Source organism: Peribacillus sp. TE19612, assembly GCF_056279465.1.
Map to the genome: position 1 here is coordinate 255,636 of NZ_JBWCCL010000003.1, position 17,547 is coordinate 273,182.

At 42.2% G+C, this 17,547-nt stretch carries 18 protein-coding genes and 2 riboswitches; of the genes, 8 read left to right on the plus strand and 10 right to left on the minus strand.

What is annotated here, in order from left to right:
• The first annotated feature begins 272 nt into the window (after positions 1 to 272).
• Positions 273 to 965: a response regulator transcription factor gene (locus ACZ9AO_RS07160; protein ID WP_251543524.1), complete on the plus strand. Its 693-nt coding sequence runs from the start codon at positions 273 to 275 to the stop codon at positions 963 to 965.
• Positions 955 to 2,385 (plus strand): HAMP domain-containing sensor histidine kinase, encoded by a 1,431-nt coding sequence (locus tag ACZ9AO_RS07165; RefSeq protein WP_207118124.1) that lies wholly within the window; start codon positions 955 to 957, stop codon positions 2,383 to 2,385. The genes ACZ9AO_RS07160 and ACZ9AO_RS07165 overlap by 11 nt, the downstream gene beginning before the upstream one ends.
• A 54-nt stretch (positions 2,386 to 2,439) precedes the next feature.
• Here the strand turns inward: ACZ9AO_RS07165 and spx are convergent, their stop codons facing one another.
• The gene (gene spx / locus ACZ9AO_RS07170; RefSeq protein ID WP_034314875.1) at positions 2,440 to 2,835 is read right to left on the minus strand and encodes a transcriptional regulator Spx; all 396 of its coding nucleotides are present in this window, start codon (positions 2,833 to 2,835) and stop codon (positions 2,440 to 2,442) included.
• A 247-nt stretch (positions 2,836 to 3,082) separates the two neighbouring features.
• Between spx and modB the strand changes: the two genes are divergently transcribed.
• Positions 3,083 to 3,736, plus strand: coding sequence for a molybdate ABC transporter permease subunit (gene modB, locus ACZ9AO_RS07175; RefSeq protein WP_048678036.1), 654 nt, complete (start codon positions 3,083 to 3,085; stop codon positions 3,734 to 3,736).
• Here the strand turns inward: modB and ACZ9AO_RS07180 are convergent.
• Together ACZ9AO_RS07180 and ACZ9AO_RS07185 are read right to left on the minus strand one after the other, a co-directional pair.
• Positions 3,698 to 4,045 (minus strand): GNAT family N-acetyltransferase, encoded by a 348-nt coding sequence (locus ACZ9AO_RS07180; RefSeq protein ID WP_476108834.1) that lies wholly within the window; start codon positions 4,043 to 4,045, stop codon positions 3,698 to 3,700. The genes modB and ACZ9AO_RS07180 overlap by 39 nt on opposite strands.
• Positions 4,046 to 4,054: 9 nt before the next feature.
• A complete protein-coding gene (locus tag ACZ9AO_RS07185; RefSeq protein ID WP_476108767.1) occupies positions 4,055 to 4,183 on the minus strand; it encodes a hypothetical protein in 129 nt (42 codons plus the stop codon).
• A 110-nt stretch (positions 4,184 to 4,293) separates the two neighbouring features.
• On the opposite strand from ACZ9AO_RS07185, the gene ACZ9AO_RS07190 reads away from it, so the two are divergent.
• Both ACZ9AO_RS07190 and ACZ9AO_RS07195 read left to right on the plus strand, forming a co-directional pair.
• Positions 4,294 to 4,785, plus strand: coding sequence for a hypothetical protein (locus tag ACZ9AO_RS07190; protein ID WP_034314870.1), 492 nt, complete (start codon positions 4,294 to 4,296; stop codon positions 4,783 to 4,785).
• A 197-nt stretch (positions 4,786 to 4,982) separates the two neighbouring features.
• Complete coding sequence (locus ACZ9AO_RS07195) at positions 4,983 to 5,180, plus strand: cold-shock protein (protein ID WP_028393295.1); 198 nt, start codon at positions 4,983 to 4,985, stop codon at positions 5,178 to 5,180.
• 41 nt (positions 5,181 to 5,221) lie between these two features.
• On the opposite strand, the gene ACZ9AO_RS07200 is transcribed toward ACZ9AO_RS07195, so the two are convergent.
• The 4 genes from ACZ9AO_RS07200 to ACZ9AO_RS07215 all read right to left on the minus strand — a co-directional run bounded on the left by ACZ9AO_RS07200 (position 5,222) and on the right by ACZ9AO_RS07215 (position 9,313).
• On the minus strand, positions 5,222 to 5,389 hold the full coding sequence (locus ACZ9AO_RS07200) for a hypothetical protein (RefSeq protein WP_153246079.1): 168 nt from the start codon (positions 5,387 to 5,389) through the stop codon (positions 5,222 to 5,224).
• A gap of 119 nt (positions 5,390 to 5,508) precedes the next feature.
• Positions 5,509 to 5,946 carry a flavodoxin domain-containing protein gene (locus ACZ9AO_RS07205; RefSeq protein WP_476108768.1) on the minus strand — a complete coding sequence of 146 codons (438 nt, stop codon included), beginning with the start codon at positions 5,944 to 5,946 and terminating at the stop codon, positions 5,509 to 5,511.
• Entirely contained in the window at positions 5,918 to 6,970 is a 1,053-nt protein-coding gene (locus ACZ9AO_RS07210) for a ribonucleotide-diphosphate reductase subunit beta (protein ID WP_476108769.1), read from the minus strand. The genes ACZ9AO_RS07205 and ACZ9AO_RS07210 overlap by 29 nt, the downstream gene beginning before the upstream one ends.
• Before the next feature lie 45 nt (positions 6,971 to 7,015).
• Entirely contained in the window at positions 7,016 to 9,313 is a 2,298-nt protein-coding gene (locus ACZ9AO_RS07215; protein WP_476108770.1) for a ribonucleoside-diphosphate reductase subunit alpha, read from the minus strand.
• 138 nt (positions 9,314 to 9,451) lie between these two features.
• Positions 9,452 to 9,632, minus strand: a riboswitch (cobalamin riboswitch).
• A 292-nt stretch (positions 9,633 to 9,924) separates the two neighbouring features.
• On the opposite strand from ACZ9AO_RS07215, the gene ACZ9AO_RS07220 reads away from it, so the two are divergent.
• Positions 9,925 to 10,854, plus strand: coding sequence for a manganese-dependent inorganic pyrophosphatase (locus ACZ9AO_RS07220; RefSeq protein WP_034314865.1), 930 nt, complete (start codon positions 9,925 to 9,927; stop codon positions 10,852 to 10,854).
• Between the two features lie 100 nt (positions 10,855 to 10,954).
• On the opposite strand, the gene ACZ9AO_RS07225 is transcribed toward ACZ9AO_RS07220, so the two are convergent.
• The 3 genes from ACZ9AO_RS07225 to ACZ9AO_RS07235 all read right to left on the minus strand — a co-directional run bounded on the left by ACZ9AO_RS07225 (position 10,955) and on the right by ACZ9AO_RS07235 (position 15,191).
• A complete protein-coding gene (locus ACZ9AO_RS07225) occupies positions 10,955 to 11,101 on the minus strand; it encodes a hypothetical protein (RefSeq protein WP_153246080.1) in 147 nt (48 codons plus the stop codon).
• An 85-nt stretch (positions 11,102 to 11,186) separates the two neighbouring features.
• Positions 11,187 to 12,644, minus strand: a complete 1,458-nt coding sequence (locus tag ACZ9AO_RS07230; RefSeq protein ID WP_476108771.1) for a SulP family inorganic anion transporter — start codon at positions 12,642 to 12,644, stop codon at positions 11,187 to 11,189.
• Positions 12,645 to 13,637: 993 nt separating this feature from the next.
• Positions 13,638 to 13,728: riboswitch (cyclic di-GMP riboswitch) on the minus strand.
• Positions 13,729 to 13,979: 251 nt separating this feature from the next.
• Complete coding sequence (locus ACZ9AO_RS07235) at positions 13,980 to 15,191, minus strand: MFS transporter (RefSeq protein WP_053534017.1); 1,212 nt, start codon at positions 15,189 to 15,191, stop codon at positions 13,980 to 13,982.
• A 201-nt stretch (positions 15,192 to 15,392) separates the two neighbouring features.
• Between ACZ9AO_RS07235 and ACZ9AO_RS07240 the strand changes: the two genes are divergently transcribed.
• A complete protein-coding gene (locus tag ACZ9AO_RS07240; RefSeq protein ID WP_048678050.1) occupies positions 15,393 to 16,700 on the plus strand; it encodes a CitMHS family transporter in 1,308 nt (435 codons plus the stop codon).
• Between the two features lie 172 nt (positions 16,701 to 16,872).
• Positions 16,873 to 17,505: a superoxide dismutase family protein gene (locus ACZ9AO_RS07245; protein WP_476108772.1), complete on the plus strand. Its 633-nt coding sequence runs from the start codon at positions 16,873 to 16,875 to the stop codon at positions 17,503 to 17,505.
• Positions 17,506 to 17,547: the final 42 nt, after the last annotated feature.

Below are 17,547 nucleotides of genomic sequence, written 5' to 3' on the forward strand. Positions count from 1 at the left end.
AGGGCTGGCTCAGTTTAGAGCCAGCCTCTTTAGAGTGTAATGAGGAGCTCATAGTTTTTCTGTATGATTTTTACGATCATGTAGCGGCATTCCTGTTAAAATGAATCGAGATCACTTACACAAAGTTACGAAGTGAAAACACCGGTTAATTTTACTGCGAACATAATCCTGACACATAAAAAGGGTAAAATTGAGGGAAAAGGCTTGGTGTTTTTTAATAGTTAGCATATACAAAATAATTCCACTATAATTCAGGAAGGAGGAATCCATATATGAAGAAAATTCTTGTAGTAGAAGATGAAATTGCCATATCGATGGTATTGAAAGCATATTTGGAGCGGGAAGGTTTTGATGTAGTCCAAGTTTACGATGGGCTAAAGGCCATTCCAATGTTTGAAGAAACGAAGCCAGACCTTGTCCTGCTAGATGTCATGCTGCCGGGTAAGGAAGGCTGGGATATATTGAAGGAAATTCGTGAGGACGATACATGTCCGGTTATCATGTTGACTGCACTGACAGACGTCGATTACAGATTATCAGGATTTAAGTCAGGTGCGGATGATTACATCTCCAAACCCTTCGTTGCTGAAGAAGTCGTGGCCCGGGTGCATGCCGTTTTAAGAAGATCATCATCATCGGTTGCTACGGAAGATGGTCATGTACACGAGTTTGGGAGTTTAACCATCGATGATCTGTCATATATGGTGCATTTGAATGGGGAAGAGATAAACTTGACGCCGCGTGATTTGTCTCTGCTCGTTTTTTTCGCTAAGCACCCTAATCAAATTTTCACGAGGGAGCAGCTACTCGACCAGGTGTGGGGCATGGATTATGACGGCAGTGACCGTGCGGTGGACCTGGCGATCAAACGAATCAGGAAGGCGATAGATGCATGGCCGGTAACTGAGGGGGAAATAAAAACATTGCGTGGATTGGGGTATCAATTGAGTGTCTATGAAAACTAAAAAAAGAACCACTTTACAACGCTATTGGACAAAGAGATACGTATTGACCTTGATTTCCGGTTTGATATTATTATCTGTTTTTTCCTTATGGTGGATGGAAAAAACGGCTTTGGAATATAGGCTCAGCCTTCTAAAGTACTTAGCGGATGAAACATCTGATCGGGCGATTAAGGAAAATGGCCAGATTGTCGTTGGCCCGATCCTTTCGGAAATTGTTGAGGAACGGGAGAAAATCCTCCATCTGAATCAACAGCCAATCATCTATATCGTCGATCCCGATGCCACCATCATATATACGATGCCACAGTTGTATATCGATCCGGATGAAAATAAACTCCCGGACGTCATCATGAAAAATACGGAGTTGGTCCAGAAGGTCAAGATTTCCGATAATAAAGTATATGTCGTTAAATCCCCCATTACGTTCAATGATGAGACGAGAGGCTGGGTGGTCATCGCCCAGGAAGAAGGGGCATTGAAGGAAATCAACCAAGATCATGGCTTGTTGGCGATCATGATTGGAGGACTTCTGATTCTCGGAACGGGCGTCATTTATTTTCTTTCCAGGCAGATTTCGCGCCCCATCCAAGACGTAGCTAACGCCGCGGTCCAGGTTCGTGAAGGCAACTATGATATCCATTTCAAAGAGGAAGAGGAAATCAAGGAAGAAGAAATCTATGAACTGATAGAATCATTTAAGGAAATGACCAATCGATTGAAGGTCATGGAGAAGTTGCGGGCGGAATTGCTCGCGGGCGTAACCCATGATTTGAAAACGCCTGTCACTTCCATTAGCGGACTGATACAAGCGGTGAAGGATGATGTCGTCAAGGGAGAGCAAAGTAAGGAATTCCTCGATATTTCCTTAAAGGAAACTCAGCGTTTACAAGGTATGATAGAGGATTTACTCAATTATAATGCCATTTCGGCAGGCGCTTTTAAAATCCGGGTGCAAAAAGAGAATATCAATATATTCATCAAGGAAATCGCCTATCGCTGGCAGGTGACCCAAGATGATGATCAAGCGTTCGCTTTTGAAATAAAAGTTCCTGATGAACCGGTCTTTGGTCAAATTGATTCTTTGCGGATGCAGCAAATCGTCATTAACCTTTTGAATAATGCCAGACATGCACTTGACGGCAAAGGGAAAATAGCGATTCATCTTTATGAAAAGGATGAAGAACGAATTTGCATTGATGTTCTGGACAGCGGGCGGGGGATTCCCAAGCATGAACAGCAATATGTGTTCGAACCATTTTATCGAGGCGAAAACAAAAAGTTGAAGGTACGCGGTTTAGGTTTGGGACTGCCATTCAGTAAGATGCTCGCAAAAGCGCAAAAGGGAGATCTTGTGCTTAAGGATAGTAATGAACAAGGCACCATCTTCACGATTGTCATAGAAAAAGCGGATCAAATATAAAAAAGGGTTGTCCTGGTAATGGACAACCCTCTTATTATGCAGAATGCTAACTAATTAAGCTAATTGGCTGATTGCCCGCCATAATTGTACATGACGGACCTTCCTTGGAAGGAAGCGTCCCATTTCCTCTTCATTATATCCTGCATGCAAGTTCTTATGATCGAAAATGATTGGCCGGCGAAGTAAATCCGGGTTATCTTGAATAAGCTTGCAAAGATCATTAAGCGGTGTATTATTTATATCGATATTCAGGCTTTTGAATTTTTTGGAACGGGTTGAGATGATTTCATCTGTCCCGCCTTCCGTTTTACGTAAAATCTCTTTTATTTCTTCTATAGAAAGAGGTTGGGAATATAGGTTACGTTCATTAAAGGAAATTTCGTTCTTCTTAAGCCAAGCTTTTGCTTTACGACAGGCTAAACTGCTTGGAGTAGTATAAATTGTTACCATTAAAATCGACTCCTTCAAAGTTTTCAAGTTTATTGGAATGAAATTATTTTTATATTTGTGATACTCTTACTTTAACGTTTCTTTGTGTCAGCAAGATGTCAAGAAAAATAAACTTAAATGTTATTTTAAAAGGAAAGGGAGAAAATGAAATGAAATCTGCCTTTAATGAAAAAGAACCGGTTTGGGTAATGAAACCGAATAAGGACCTGCATATGCCGATATTTAATAGTGGTGTGAGAGAAGTATCATGACAGGGGATTTTTGGTCACCAGTCAGGCTATCGATACAAGTAGCGGGACTAGCGGGTATCCTTGTTTTCATTTTAGGGATTTTCCTGGCGCGAATGATGGCTAAAAAGCAATTCAGGGGAAGAGTCCTGTTGGAAACAGCGTTTTTATTGCCGCTTGTTTTGCCGCCGTCCGTCGTTGGTTTTTTATTGATCGTGATTTTTGGCAAGAATGGACTGCCGGGACAATTCATTGAAAGGGTTTTTGACCAGCCCTTGATGTTCACCTGGTGGGCTGCGGTCATTGCATCTACAGTGGTAGCTTTTCCGCTAATGTACCAATCGGCTAAAACGGGCTTTGAAGGTATAGATGAAGAAATTGAAAATGCAGCAAGGGTTGACGGGGCCGGCGAGTGGAGGTTATTCCTGTTTGTAACCCTCCCATTGGCGGTCAAATCAATTGTCACAGGTGCCATCTTAAGTTCTGCGCGTGCGTTGGGGGAATTCGGGGCCACACTCATGTTTGCCGGAAACATTCCCGGACAGACACAAACCATACCGACCGCGATTTATATCGCCATGGACTCCGGGAATATGACATTGGCCTGGCTATGGGTTGCCGTAATCATTGTCATTTCATTCATTATGCTTTTTATCGTGACATACATAAAATGAATGCTGTTTTTCGTAAATGCTTATGGATAGGCGAGGTGCGGCTTCTACGTCCTCTTTATGGGTGAATCCGTTTTTTTCGTAAAGGTTTCGTGCGGGCAGGTTCATTTTACCGGTCGAAACGGATATCTTTTCCCAGTCGACGTGTAATTGAAGAGCATGCAACAATGCGTCCGCAATACCCTGCCGAAAATAATCAGGATGGACGATCATTCGGCAAATCAGCATTTGGCCATTCTCTTTTGTATAAGATATGGCACCAGCTAAGGCATAACCCTTTAAATAGCATAAAAACGTTTCATGGCAATGTATGAATTGTTCTTATGTTTCCAATAGAGGAGGTATATCGGCAAAACCGATCATTTCCGCTTCCACCTTATAGGATTCTTTCTGCAGTTTAAATAGCTGCTGGCCATAGTCTGATTCCAGGTCCCGAATTCTCATGATCAAATCCTATCACTCCTTTTCATTACATTATAATGGAAGAGGGGGATTATTGTTTCTAATCAGTCTGTGTTATAATCGACAAACAATATGAACTAATGAAATGAGGAAGAAATTTGTTAACATTTGAAGAAAAATTGAGCATCATTGAAACTTTTCCGGAATTACAGCGAAAAGACGTTTCATTGGGACGTGTGAACTTCCATTATCCAGATAGCGTCCAGGAGAAAAAGATCGTCGTTCAGCACTTGCATCCCAATGGAAATGGGTTCGTTTACGCAGGGCATATGAGAAAAAAAGACACTGACCGTAAAGGGTTTATCAATATACGTGACTATAATGAAGCGGAATTAAAAGAATTGATCCAAAGAAGCGTGGATTACCTATCTGAACCTCCGGCTGAAATCGAAGAAGAGGAAAACGAGTTCGCTAGGTTGGAAGGGGCATGGATTGGCCCTGAAAAGCAAGAGCTTACACTTCAAAAGGAAGACCTGCTTTGGAATGTTTATTCAGGGTCGAATCTTGAGGAATGTTTCGAAAGTCCGGTTGAGGCGGAGCGCTACTTATTGGACGAAGGCTTCCGACAAAGCAAGAAGAGGAATATGTAGAATTTTAGGATAATTTGTCGGTTGATTTCCGGCGATAATCTTGTTTTTTTAGGATTTTCCATGATATAATATGAGTAATTATTTTTGTTCGGAAAAGTTTGATAGAAGGATTTACTGTAATAGGATTCCTCTTGAAACATTATCCAGAACCAAAAATAGTAATAAAATGGATTTTTCCAAACACAGGAGGAACTATCATGGTACAAGGTAAAGTAAAATGGTTTAACGCAGAAAAAGGTTTCGGTTTCATCGAAGTTGAAGGCCAAGACGATGTATTCGTACATTTCTCAGCTATCCAAGGTGAAGGCTTCAAAACGCTTGAAGAAGGCCAAGAAGTTTCTTTCGAAATCGAGCAAGGCGCTCGTGGACCACAAGCTGCTAACGTTCAAAAATAATTGAACGCATATAAAAAAAAGACTCCGATTTTGGAGTCTTTTTATTTTTCCTTTTTTTCGGCGATTTCCTTTAATGCTTTGTCCAATTTTTCTTCGATCCGTTTAGTACGATTAAAATGCCCTGACAGGAAAAACACGATGAATATAACGAATGCGACAAGCACTAGCATGAAAAGGATAGGCAGGAACTGTGTTACATTCTCAGTCATTGGATATCATCTCCTTTTTTCTCCATTATACTTCATGCTTACCGTTGCTATGATTGAGGGAGCCGAGTTTTAAAAAAAACACTGAAAGGGGATATGCGAAAACGCATATCCCCTTTCAGTCAGTTCTGGAATAGCGAGGCGAACTTTTGAAGTCTGTGCAGGTCTGATTCTTGATACATCTGTTCTATCTTCAATGTCACCAATAACTGGCTCTTGGCAAATAGCATGTCCCGGAAATGATCGACCGCCCCACAAAAATGATTATAGTTGGTTTCGCCAGTGCCGAAGACTCCCGTTTTCAGGCAAGCAATAGGCAACTGTTCCAGTTCTTTATAAAAGGCAGCTGATTTAGCGGGAAGCTCCCCATTGCCCCATGTATAGGTGCCGACGATCAATGCATCATAATCCGGCAATGTACGTAAATCGAATTCATTCATTCGATATAGGAAAGCCTCAGGTAAAAGGGCAGCGAGGGCTTCGGCAAGCGCTTTTGTATTGCCGCCGGCAGAATGATAGACAATGGCAATTTTACAGCTCATCGAACCCATTGCTGGCATTAACTTGACTGTAAGTCCTTGACTTCTGTTCGAAGAAATCGGTTTTGGTAAGGCCGATGGATTCATCATCGAACGTTTTGATCCATGGCATCGGGTTCTCGCCATACTCTTTATACAAATTTTCAAGGCCTAGCATACGTAACCGTTTGTTGGCGATATATTCGATGTACTCATTGAATTCTTCCAAATCGAGATCGGCTTTCGTTTGGATATCTTCGAGCATATATTCAGACCATTCCTTTTCGAGTTCGACTGCCTTTTCAATCGTTGTATAGATGAACTTCATGTTTTCTTCATTATTTAACTCAGGATATTCATACATCAAGATTTGAACGAGCATGCCAATGAAATCGAAATGGACCATTTCATCGCGATGAATATAGGATATCATCGTAGCGGAACCGGTCATTAGATTTTGGCGTCCTAAATTATAATAAAAGGCGAAAGCCAGATAGAAATAAATCCCTTCAAGGTTCGTTGAATGGATCAGTGCCTCGAATAAATGCTGAGGGCTGGGATCGTCCACGAACGTTTGATAAGCATCAACGATCGGTTGGTTACGCTTAATCACTTCAGGATGTTCTTTAATGCGGTCGAAAAGCTGTTTTTGCTTGCCTACCGGGATCAAGGAAGCAAGGATATAGGAATAAGACTCATTATGGATCGATTCCTGCTGGGCCATGTTGGCCAGGATAGCTTTTGCCGCCGGATCTTTGATGTACCGAAGGATCTCTACTAAAGTGGGCGTTTGAAGACTGTCCATTCCAGCAATCATCGTAAGGATATCGAGAAAAGCGTCCTGGATATCTTCATCCAATTCGCCCCACTGCTTTTTATCCTGAATCATGTTCACGCTCGAAGGCTTCCAAAAGTTATTGATGAGCTGTGTATAGGTATCATAGAATTTTTCATACTGAATATCGTTCCAAAGGAGGAAGCCTGAAGCTTCTCCTTTGAAAACACCGGTTGCCTTGGTTGGATGCGTCGGTTCGAGCATCCGAATTTTTTTTATATGATTGGTCATTCGTGAAAACTCCTTTAAGAATAGATTACTGGGCCATGATTGACGTTAACTTGAACAGCTTTCACAGGCATTGTCATATTCGGAAGACGTCGAACGAACATAATACGTTGATTTCAACCCGCTTTCCCATGCTGTTAAATGGATATCCAACAGGACCTTCGCTTTGATTGTATTGTGTACATACAGATTAAAGCTGATTGCTTGGTCAATATGGCGTTGGCGGGCTGCATTTTGCCTGATGCTTTCCAGTTGATCCAAATTGAATCGCGTCTTTTTATAATATTCATACGTATTTGGCGTCAAGCCTGGTGCGGTCACCTTGAATTTGAAGTTTTTCTTTTCTTCGTAAAATTCAATTTCATACAAAGGATCGATTCCATCCGTGGAATTACCGATTTTGGCTGTCGATGAATTAGGGGCAATCGCCATTAAATAGCCATTACGGGTCCCGTGCTCCTGCACGTCTGCTTTTAAATCCAGCCATTTTTGATCTGTATAGTCACGCAGTTCGAAATAGTCCCCTGTATGCCAATCAGAACCTTCAAAATATGGGTAAGATCCTTTTTCCTTGGCCAATTCATTGGATGCCTTGATAGTTAAGTAAGCGATCTTTTCGTATAAAGCATCTGCATAGTGAACAGCCTCATCGGATTCCCAATAAATATTCTGTGTGGCAAGTAAATGATGCCATCCAAACGTTCCTAAACCAATTGCCCGGTACCGTTTGTTCGAGATGGATGCTTGTTTGACAGGAAGATTATTCACATCAATGACATTGTCCAGCATACGGATCTGAATGGGAATCAATCTTTCCAGAACATCGCTGCCCACCGCTCGTGGCAAGTTAATGGATGAAAGGTTGCAGACAACGAAATCGCCGCTTTTACGAACTACAACAACATCTCCATCTTCTGTTTCATATTCATCCGTAATCGTCGAAGGGCTTAGGTTTTGGGCAATCTCCGTGCAAAGGTTAGAACAATAAATCATACCTCTATGTTTATTCGGATTCTTCCGATTCACTTCATCGCGGTAGAACATATACGGTACGCCTTCTTCTAATTGAGAAATCATGATGCTTTTCATGATGTCCATCGCATTGATTTTTTCAAAGCTATAGTTTGGAAGCGTGCCATTTTCTGCGGCCTCGACAGCAAGTGCATAATGATTCCTGAAGCTTCCTTCGCCTTTCTTTTCGTCATAAAGATCTTCAAGTGAAAATCCAAGGGTTTGCTTAACGGTATGCGGATCGAAAAGATACCATTCTTTTCTGTCGCGTACAGCCTCCATGAATAAATCCGGTATGCATACACCTGTAAAAATATCATGTGCTTTTAATCTGTCATCCCCGTTTTGAGTCTTCAAATCGAGGAAGCTCATGATATCTTTATGCCAGGCATCCAAGTAAATCGCGATGGCACCTTTACGTTGACCCAATTGATCGACACTTACAGCTGTCTGGTTGAATAGTCGAATCCAGGGCGTAGTGCCGGAACTGTTTCCAGAGAAACCGCGGATATCGGAACCAAGCGAGCGAACCTTACCGACGTAAAGACCGACACCACCGCCGAATTTAGATACTTTTGCCGCATCGTAGTTTGATAGGTAAATTCCGTCAATGGAATCTTCAATTGCGTCGATAAAGCAGGAGCTTAACTGTCCATGTGTTTTACCTGCATTGGAGAGTGTAGGAGTCGCAACGGTCATATAAAGGTTGGACATGGCCCAGTATGCTTCTTTTATCAGTTGCAGGCGGTGCTCCGTTTTTTCCATTCGCATGATTTCCATCGCGATGATCATGAAACGTTCTTGTGGCAGTTCGAAGACCTTGTCCTTTTTTGGGCGGGCCAGATAGCGGTCATTCAATAAGTAGATGCCTATGTAAGAGAATAATTTATCTTTTTCCGGGTCGATCACCGATCCCAATTCCTCAATTTCCGCTTTTGTATATGAAGATAGCAGTTCTGGTTTATAAATGGGATAACGCTGACCTTCCGATAGCTGGGAGAGTTCTGTGATCAGCTCATAGAATGGGCCATAACTCTTGCCTTCATATCCTCGATTGGCTTGTGCATCCCTATACATTGTATTCAACAGTTCTGCTGCAGCAACGAAAGTCCAATCCGGAGCATCGATATCCACGCCTTCAAGAGCGAGCTGAATCAGTTTTTTTGATGCCTGTTCTTCGGTTGAGTCACTTTTGCGATCAAGCCATTTTGTAAAACGCCTTTTGAACTTTTCCATATCGAGACGGCCTTCGAATTCCTTCGATAACGTCTCAAGCTGGATGGATTTCGCTTCTGTGTCATTTTCACTTATGGTAGAGTTATATGTTTGAGTCATTAATAATCCTCCTTGTTAACTTCCGCTAAAATAAAAAAACCGCCCAAAGAATTGAGCGGATCAAACGATAGAATAAAAGAGCCATGAAAAAATAGCCGTTATACTATCGTTTCATCATCTCAATCCCCGAAGAATAAGAAACGTGAAAAATTCAAGGCAGGTCTCCTGACTCATGATCATCCTACTTTGAGTCCTTCCCGTATAGAGAGCTATACAGTGGTTTTCTCATTTCGTCACATTTACAGTTGCGGGGACAGTTCCGGGTTTACACCGGATTCCCTTTTCAGCCATCACTGGCACCTTGGATTATAAAAATTCTATATATAGTTATTGGAATTGTTTATGTAATCAATATCTAGTATTTATGCTTATATTATCGTAAGCCATATACGATGATAATTCAACTAATATATTTGAAAAAAACCAACCCTTATCTATTGACAAAGTGATGGAAGAGGATAGGGGAATGAAAGATTTTATGGGGGAATGGATAAATCAAGCGCTGATTTTACGGGATTTTGTGTTAAAATAAAGTGTCTAGTTAAGGTGGCTCTCCCTTATTGCGGTGAGGGGATTCGCGGAAAAATATTTATGAAAAAGGGGATAAAATCTTGGAAAAAGTATTAGTTTTTGGACATAAAAACCCGGATACAGACACAATCTGTTCAGCAATCGCTTATGCAGATCTGAAAAAGCAGTTAGGTATCAACGCTGAACCAGTTCGTCTGGGTGAAGTGAATGGTGAAACTCAATATGCATTGGACCAATTCAAATTCGATGCTCCCCGTCTTGTGGAAAAAGTTGCAGGGGAAGCTGATGGCGTAATCCTGGTCGATCATAACGAACGCCAGCAAAGTGCTGAAGATATTGACCAAGTCCGTGTGTTGGAAGTTATCGACCATCACCGTATCGCTAACTTTGAAACAAGCGATCCATTATATTACCGTGCGGAACCAGTTGGCTGTACGGCAACCATCTTAAATAAAATTTATAAAGAAAACGGCATTGAAGTCCCTAAAGCAATCGCAGGTCTTATGCTATCTGCCATCATTTCCGATTCTTTATTGTTCAAATCCCCGACTTGCACGGAGCAAGACGTTGCCGCAGCAATGGAACTGGCTGCCATTGCGGGAGTCGACGCTGAAAAATATGGCTTGGAAATGTTGAAAGCGGGAGCTGACTTAAGCGACAAAACGATTGCCCAGCTCATCACTCTTGATGCAAAGGAATTCTCCATGGGAATGGCTAAAGTGGAAATAGCACAGGTCAATGCTGTTGATCCGAACGAAGTCCTTGCTAAGCAAGCTGAATTGGAAGCGGCGATTGAAGCGGTCATCGCAGTGAAGGAATTGGACTTGTTCCTATTCGTCGTAACGGATATCCTGACTAATGATTCCGTTGCCTTGGCCCTTGGTAAAGCGGCATATGCAGTTGAAAAGGCATATGACGTTTCATTAAACAATAACATCGCCGTGTTGGAAGGCGTTGTATCGCGTAAAAAACAAATCGTGCCGGTCTTAACCGACGTATTCAGCAAATAATACAGGAAAAGGGTTGCTCATTAAAAACATGGGCACCCTTTTTCTGTACATTCAAGAAAAAGACTCAACCATCCCATTAAGGGTGTTTGAGTCTTTTTTCTTAATTTAAAGATTCCTTTTCTTTTTCATAGGCGATGACAATCAATTCTTTATTGGCTTCCTCGCCAAGTTTGCTTTCAAAGCTTTTCAGTTCATTCAATAAATCCGGTGACAGATTTGCTGCCGTATAATCCTGTTCTGGTGTCATGCTTTTCGCTCCTTTCAAAAGGAAATGATTCATGTTATCTATTTTGTCGGTTTGAAAAGTTTCTATTCAGCAGAATTTTACTTCTTTAAGATATTTTACTTTCTGAGGTGGCGAGTTTTTCAAGCAATGTCGAACTTTCTTCATCGAGTCCTTGGACTTGGACAGGTATTCCCAAGAGCTGATATTTAAGAATAACCGTATCGACAGCACCGACTGCGGAAGCATCCCAGATCTTGGAATGGGAGAAGTCGATGACGATTGCATCGGCTTTTTCCTTGAAGTCGAACTTTGAAACAAAGTCCTGGACAGAAGCGAAAAATATTTGTCCGCTGATACGATAAGTGATTTTCTTAGCCTGGATGTCTGCCGTTTTCTCTACTGCCACTTTAGAAATTTTAGCCGAGAAGAAAATCATGCTCAAAAGCACTCCGGCAAATACCCCTTTTGATAAGTCATGTGTATAAAGGACAATGAGGACCGTCACGATCATCACGGCTGCATCCGACTTAGGAGCTTTAGTGAGGCTCTTTAGGGAAGACCAGTCAAATGTCCCGATTGAAACCATGATCATGACTGCGACAAGTGCAGCCATCGGTATTTTGATAAGGACATCATTCAATACCACGATTAATACCATAAGGAATGCGCCCGCTACAAATGTCGAGAGCCGGCCCCTTCCACCCGATTTAATGTTGATACCGGATTGGCCGATCATCGCACATCCTGCCATGCCGCCAAAACATCCGGCGATGATATTCGAAATCCCCTGGCCTTTGGCTTCCTTATTTTTATTACTGTCCGTGTCAGTCATCTCATCGACAATTTGAGCCGTCAATAACGATTCAAGCAGTCCAACAAACGCAAGGGCAATGGAATAAGGGAAAATGATCGCCAAAGTTTCGAAGGTCAAAGGGATGTCTGGAAGCATGAACATCGGAAGCGCTTCGGTCAATTGCCCCATATCCCCAACCGTCCGCACCGTAGCCCCCGTGGTAACTGCAACGATCGTCATGAATATGATGGCGACAAGTGGTGAAGGTATGACTTTCGTGATCAGAGGAAAAAGATAAATGATAGCTAATGAAACGGCTGTTATGACATACATGATCCATGTTTCGCCCACGAAATGGGTGAGTTGTGCCGTGAAAATTAAGATGGCTAAAGAATTTACAAAACCAGTCATGACCGGCTTCGGAATGAACTTCATTAATTTCCCGATTTTTAAAACCCCTAGTAAAATTTGCAGCAAACCAGTCAATATTGTTGCAGCAAGTAAATAGTTCAAGCCATGATCTTTAACAAGGTCGACCATGACGAGTGCCATTGCGCCAGTGGCAGCCGATATCATTCCCGGCCTTCCACCGACAAAGGAGATGACGATGGCAATGCAGAATGAGGCATATAGACCAACCATTGGGTCAACGCCAGCAATGATCGAAAAGGCAATCGCTTCTGGAATCAATGCCAAGGCAACGACAATTCCCGATAGAACATCTCCTCTAACGTTGCCGAACCATTCCTTTTTGTATGCAGATGTATTCAAAGAAACACTCCTTCTTTCTTTTATATATGTGTTCATTTCTTTTTTAACGCACTAAATTATAGCATGAGTCCTTTATTCTATCTATATGGATAATATAAACGACAAATCGAGGGCTATTCATTTCTTATCGTACGAAGGAAAAATGCTTTAAGAGAGAAGAATTGGTGCAAAAGGTGATTGAGCTATCATGTGAGGGAAGTCAATTATATGGAGGTGGGCGAATGCATACAGGTCATACTTGTAATAAAGTCAGTCGAATTGGATTTCCGTTAATGGCTTGGCCATTTTTGACGTAAGGGGCTCCTATAGGCTTTTGTGAAATTCCCGCTAAGGGGGAGTGGTAAAACGGTAGAGATCTATTTCATAATTAAAAAATCAATAAAACATGGATTTCCCTTTCCTACTAGCTTTACGCCACCGATTGGAACCGATTCATGACATTCTAGAAATGGGTTTTAGAACTATCGAAACGCGATACAATCAATGATTACTTCATGGTTTATATCTTATCGAGCCCATTAAAGGGTGACTGAACCTTTACCATTCCTATAATGAAAAAAAGATCGTGCTCTAACTGTGCCAATATGTGGGCAGGAGGTAAGAGAGTTTTTTTATCGGAATGATATTTTCCCCTTTTACCATATATGGAAGTGGTGAGGGTGAAAAGGCCAGCTCTATCAAAGTTTGGGAGTAGGGATCGTCATTGTGTTAAAAGGCTATTCCTCATCAATGATACTGGATTTACATAAAGGACATGTTACTTCTTTATAATGCTTGAACCTGATCTTCCGAAGGTCTCTTCTGGATAACATTGCGAATGCATTATATCTTGTGCCGCATGCACAAGTATTTTTATCTTTAACTATGTGTCTCTCATCCGTAGTAGCTGAATAAATGGTTGGAAAGAACATATATAACCCTCCTTGTTTTAATTTTAGGCAAATTAAAAAGGGGCAAGTAAATTAATTATAAAGTGATCCGTTCAAGAAAAATCTTGGCAACCCGGCTGCCATGACAACTAAGTTGTTGGTTTAGGCCCGTGGCTTTGCATCTTTTACTTTCATAAAATTTGCCTAAATTAATCTTAACATAAAATTTGATGTGTTATGAAGTGCAGGAAAAATACTTATCAGTTTGTGGGTGTGTCATAAGGGGTGGTGGACTTTACAGATAGGCATGAACGTGACCCCTTCAAATCTTCTTCCTTGATTTCTTTTTGATAATTCCCCATATACAAAAAGTTCCAGAAGTATCCAGCACACTACAGCTGTATGAGCATTAAACAGGAGAAAGCCTGCTTAAAGATGGAAGCAGGCTTTCTTGCCAAAAATGTGATTAATGTGATCTGGCCAACTCCGGATTGCGGTGCATCGCGAAATAGAGGACAAGTCCGGCTATGAGGAGTAACGTGCTGGTCGTGATGAAGACGGCAGAGAATCCGTAGAAACCAGCAACCATTCCGCCCATTGCTGGTCCGATGATATTGCCTAAAAAGCGCAGGCTCGTATTGTACCCAAGCACTTCCCCCTGCATTGCGACAGGCGCTTCTTGGCGAATGTAGGCAATCCTTACAGGGATGATGCCGCCTATTGCCATGCCTAGTATGAAACGTACAAAGACAAGCTGCCAAAAATGATTGATGAAGGCACCGGGCAAGTAGACAAGAGCTGTCAGAAAAAGAAGCAGCACAAGAATCTTCACATGTCCATGCCGATCACCTATCTTGCCCCAGTGACGCGCCATCAATAAATTCCCCAGGCCTGCTGCAGAAAAGGCGATTCCTGAATAAAAACCAAGATTGGAAGTTCCATGCAGCTCACCAACGTATAAAGAAAGAATGGGCTGGATGCTGAAGTGGGCAACTTGGACAAGCGTGGAGATGAGCATGACATTCACCAGGATGGGATTCCTTAAGATATGTGAGAGAACCTCCCTGCTTGTATAGCTCGACTTCGTTCCCTTCTGCCGCTCCATTCGGTACTCCTTGGTTGCAAAAACAAGAAGACCAGAGATGAAAATGGTGATGGAGGTGAATTTAAAGGCGGTTGAATAGCCGAGTGTGTCTGCAAGCACGCCGCCAAGCAATGGTCCGAAAAGGGAACCGGTTATATTTCCCGTTTGTAAGGTTCCCAGTACACGACCGGCAATTTCTTTTGGTGTCTGCGTTGATATGAAGGCCTGGGACATGGAAATGAAGCCAGTGAATATTCCTGTGAACATCCTTAGGACGAATAGCTGCCAAACATTTTCGACGAATCCCATCAGGAAGATGGACAGGCCCATCCCAAAGGCGCAGGCAATCAAGATTTTCTTTCTGCCATACCGGTCACCAATCCGTCCCCAAATGGGGGAAAATAAAAAGGCTGTCACGAAAGTGATTCCAAAAGTCCATCCGGACCAATGCTGGATATATTGAGTCGAATAATCTCCGAATGTACCAATGTATAAGGATATGAATGGGAGAACCATCGTCATGCTCCCGCCTATGAAGAAATTGGCGAACCACATGATGAAAAGGTTCCGTTTAGCTATTTTATGAGCGTTCATTTTACATACAACACTTCTTTCCTCCGAAAAAAACTTCGGGTTCCTAAATAATAGTATACAGAAATTAACTAATTTATTAAACGAATTTGTTTAACAGGTTTTTTAATGAATGGGCAAAGGGTATAATGTGAAAATACTGATTTTTCAGAAAAGTTAAATAAACAAAAGGTATTCATTTTTCCAATTAAAGGAGTTTTAAACATGTTGACGATTTTAGGGTTTTGTATGATTTTAACGTTTCTGGTCTTGGTCATCACGAAGCGGTTATCAGTGGTTGTCGCTTTTATCTTCACGGCGATAGCTTTTGGTCTGATTGGTGGGTTTGCCTCGGAAATGGGAGATATGATGGTTGCGGGTATTTTAAAGGTGACACCGACGGCAGTCATGATCGTTTTTGCTATTCTGTATTTTGGTTTAATGATTGACGTTGGTTTATTCGAGCCCATGATCGCTAAAATACTGAGTTTTGTAAAAGGAGATCCACTAAAGGTTGTCATGGCAACCGCCATAATAACCATATTGGTAGGTTTGGACGGAGACGGTTCTTCTACATTCATGATCACTGTTTCGGCCATGCTGCCGCTTTATATCAAATTAGGGATGAACAGGCTCGTATTGGCCTGTGTCGTTGGTTTGGCCGCTGGCGTCATGAACATGATTCCTTGGGGAGGTCCTTTGGTCAGGGCGGCCGCGAGCCTTCAGGTGGAAGTATCGGAGTTATTCATACCTCTTATTCCGGTCATGATTTGCGGTCTTTTATGGACGCTTTTTTCGGCATATGTACTTGGCAAAAAGGAAAGGGAGAGATTGGGGGTCGGTTCCCTGGAGACGAACATGCAACCTGGTATGGGCGAACAGGCTGCAGCTGTTGAAACCGCACCTCAAGGAACATCCAGGCTTTTTTGGTTTAATTGGTTCTTGACGATTTTACTGATGGTTTTGCTGGTGATGGAAGTGCTGCCGATCCAAATCTTATTTGCCTCCGCTTTTGCGATTGCACTATTCGTTAATTTTCCGAACCCAAAAGAACAGCAGGAAAGGATTTTAAGTCATGCCAATAGTTTCGTGATGATTTGTACACTCATTTTCGCAGCTGGGATTTTTACGGGTGTATTCACGGAAACAAAGATGATGGACTCGATGGCTGCTTCAATCGTAACTGTCATTCCGGAGTGGCTCGGGGCACATTTGCCACTGGTGGTAGCGCTGACGAGCATACCGATGGGGTTCATTTTTTCACCTGATGCCTATTATTTTGGCATTCTGCCAATCATAAGTGAAACGGCATCGAACTTCGGCATTGCCCCTGTAGAAATCGGAAGGGCGGCATTATTAGGTCATTCGACCGCAGGGTTCCCCTTATCGCCATTGGTGCCTGCAACATTCATATTGATTGGCCTTGTAGGCGTGGATTTTGGGGATCATCAAAAATTCCTGTTTAAATGGGCGTTTGGGACAACCATCATCATGACGATCGCAGCCATTACTTTCGGGGTCATCACTTTGTAAAAATGTGAGCCCATTAAGCTATAGTGTAATATCCTTGTCTGTGAATTTAGTAAGGTGTTCACTCTCATTGGTGTAATCTATTTTCCTATTTATGCCGCTATCTGTTTATTCTTCCATAATAGTGGAAAGTAATAAGAGGAAGATACATATAAGAGAGTGGAGGGAAGTTATCATGAACTATAAACAAAAGCTTATACTGCCTATGTGTGCTGCCTTTTTACTGTATGGATGCAATTCAGCGGATGATTCAAATGAGGCCGATAATAATGCCGAGGACATGACTACAGTGGGACAAGGAACAGATACAGAGGTTGATCCGCAGGTGAAAGCGGAAGTTAAAGATGTAGAAGGTAAAACACTTGGGACGGTGAACTTTACCGCTGAAGAGAATTCTGTAGTGATCGAGACCGCTTTGGAAGGTCTTGAGCCAGGCTACCATGGATTCCATGTTCACGAGAACGCAGCATGTGAGGCGGATGCCAAGGATGGCCCTTTCACTACAGCGGGAGGACACTTCAACCCAACTGATGAAACGCATTCTAAACACGCAGGTGATATGCCCCCTTTATATGTAAAAGAAGATGGGAAAGCAAAATATACGGCAACATTGGATAACATGACAATAGACCAACTGAAGAAAGAAGAACTGGCTGTAATCGTTCATGCTAACCCAGACAACTTTGCCAATATTCCTGACCGCTATGAAGCCAATGGAGAAAAAGGACCGGATGCAGATACTTTGAAAACTGGTGATGCAGGCGATAGACAAGCTTGCGGGATTGTTGTAAGTGCAGAGGCAAAATAACATGAATGAAGAGCGATTCCTCTAAAGAGGAATCGCTCTTTT

Coding starts and splice junctions, on each gene's coding strand:
- ACZ9AO_RS07200 (WP_153246079.1), bottom strand. CDS start 5,389: ATGACTGAGAATGTAACACAGTTCCTGCCTATCCTTTTCATGCTAGTG.
- ACZ9AO_RS07215 (WP_476108770.1), bottom strand. CDS start 9,313: ATGACTCAAACATATAACTCTACCATAAGTGAAAATGACACAGAAGCG.
- modB (WP_048678036.1), top strand. CDS start 3,083: ATGACAGGGGATTTTTGGTCACCAGTCAGGCTATCGATACAAGTAGCG.
- ACZ9AO_RS07225 (WP_153246080.1), bottom strand. CDS start 11,101: ATGACACCAGAACAGGATTATACGGCAGCAAATCTGTCACCGGATTTA.
- spx (WP_034314875.1), bottom strand. CDS start 2,835: ATGGTAACAATTTATACTACTCCAAGCAGTTTAGCCTGTCGTAAAGCA.
- ACZ9AO_RS07245 (WP_476108772.1), top strand. CDS start 16,873: ATGAACTATAAACAAAAGCTTATACTGCCTATGTGTGCTGCCTTTTTA.
- ACZ9AO_RS07195 (WP_028393295.1), top strand. CDS start 4,983: ATGGTACAAGGTAAAGTAAAATGGTTTAACGCAGAAAAAGGTTTCGGT.
- ACZ9AO_RS07205 (WP_476108768.1), bottom strand. CDS start 5,946: ATGCCAGCAATGGGTTCGATGAGCTGTAAAATTGCCATTGTCTATCAT.
- ACZ9AO_RS07160 (WP_251543524.1), top strand. CDS start 273: ATGAAGAAAATTCTTGTAGTAGAAGATGAAATTGCCATATCGATGGTA.
- ACZ9AO_RS07235 (WP_053534017.1), bottom strand. CDS start 15,191: ATGAACGCTCATAAAATAGCTAAACGGAACCTTTTCATCATGTGGTTC.
- ACZ9AO_RS07210 (WP_476108769.1), bottom strand. CDS start 6,970: ATGACCAATCATATAAAAAAAATTCGGATGCTCGAACCGACGCATCCA.
- ACZ9AO_RS07165 (WP_207118124.1), top strand. CDS start 955: ATGAAAACTAAAAAAAGAACCACTTTACAACGCTATTGGACAAAGAGA.
- ACZ9AO_RS07240 (WP_048678050.1), top strand. CDS start 15,393: ATGTTGACGATTTTAGGGTTTTGTATGATTTTAACGTTTCTGGTCTTG.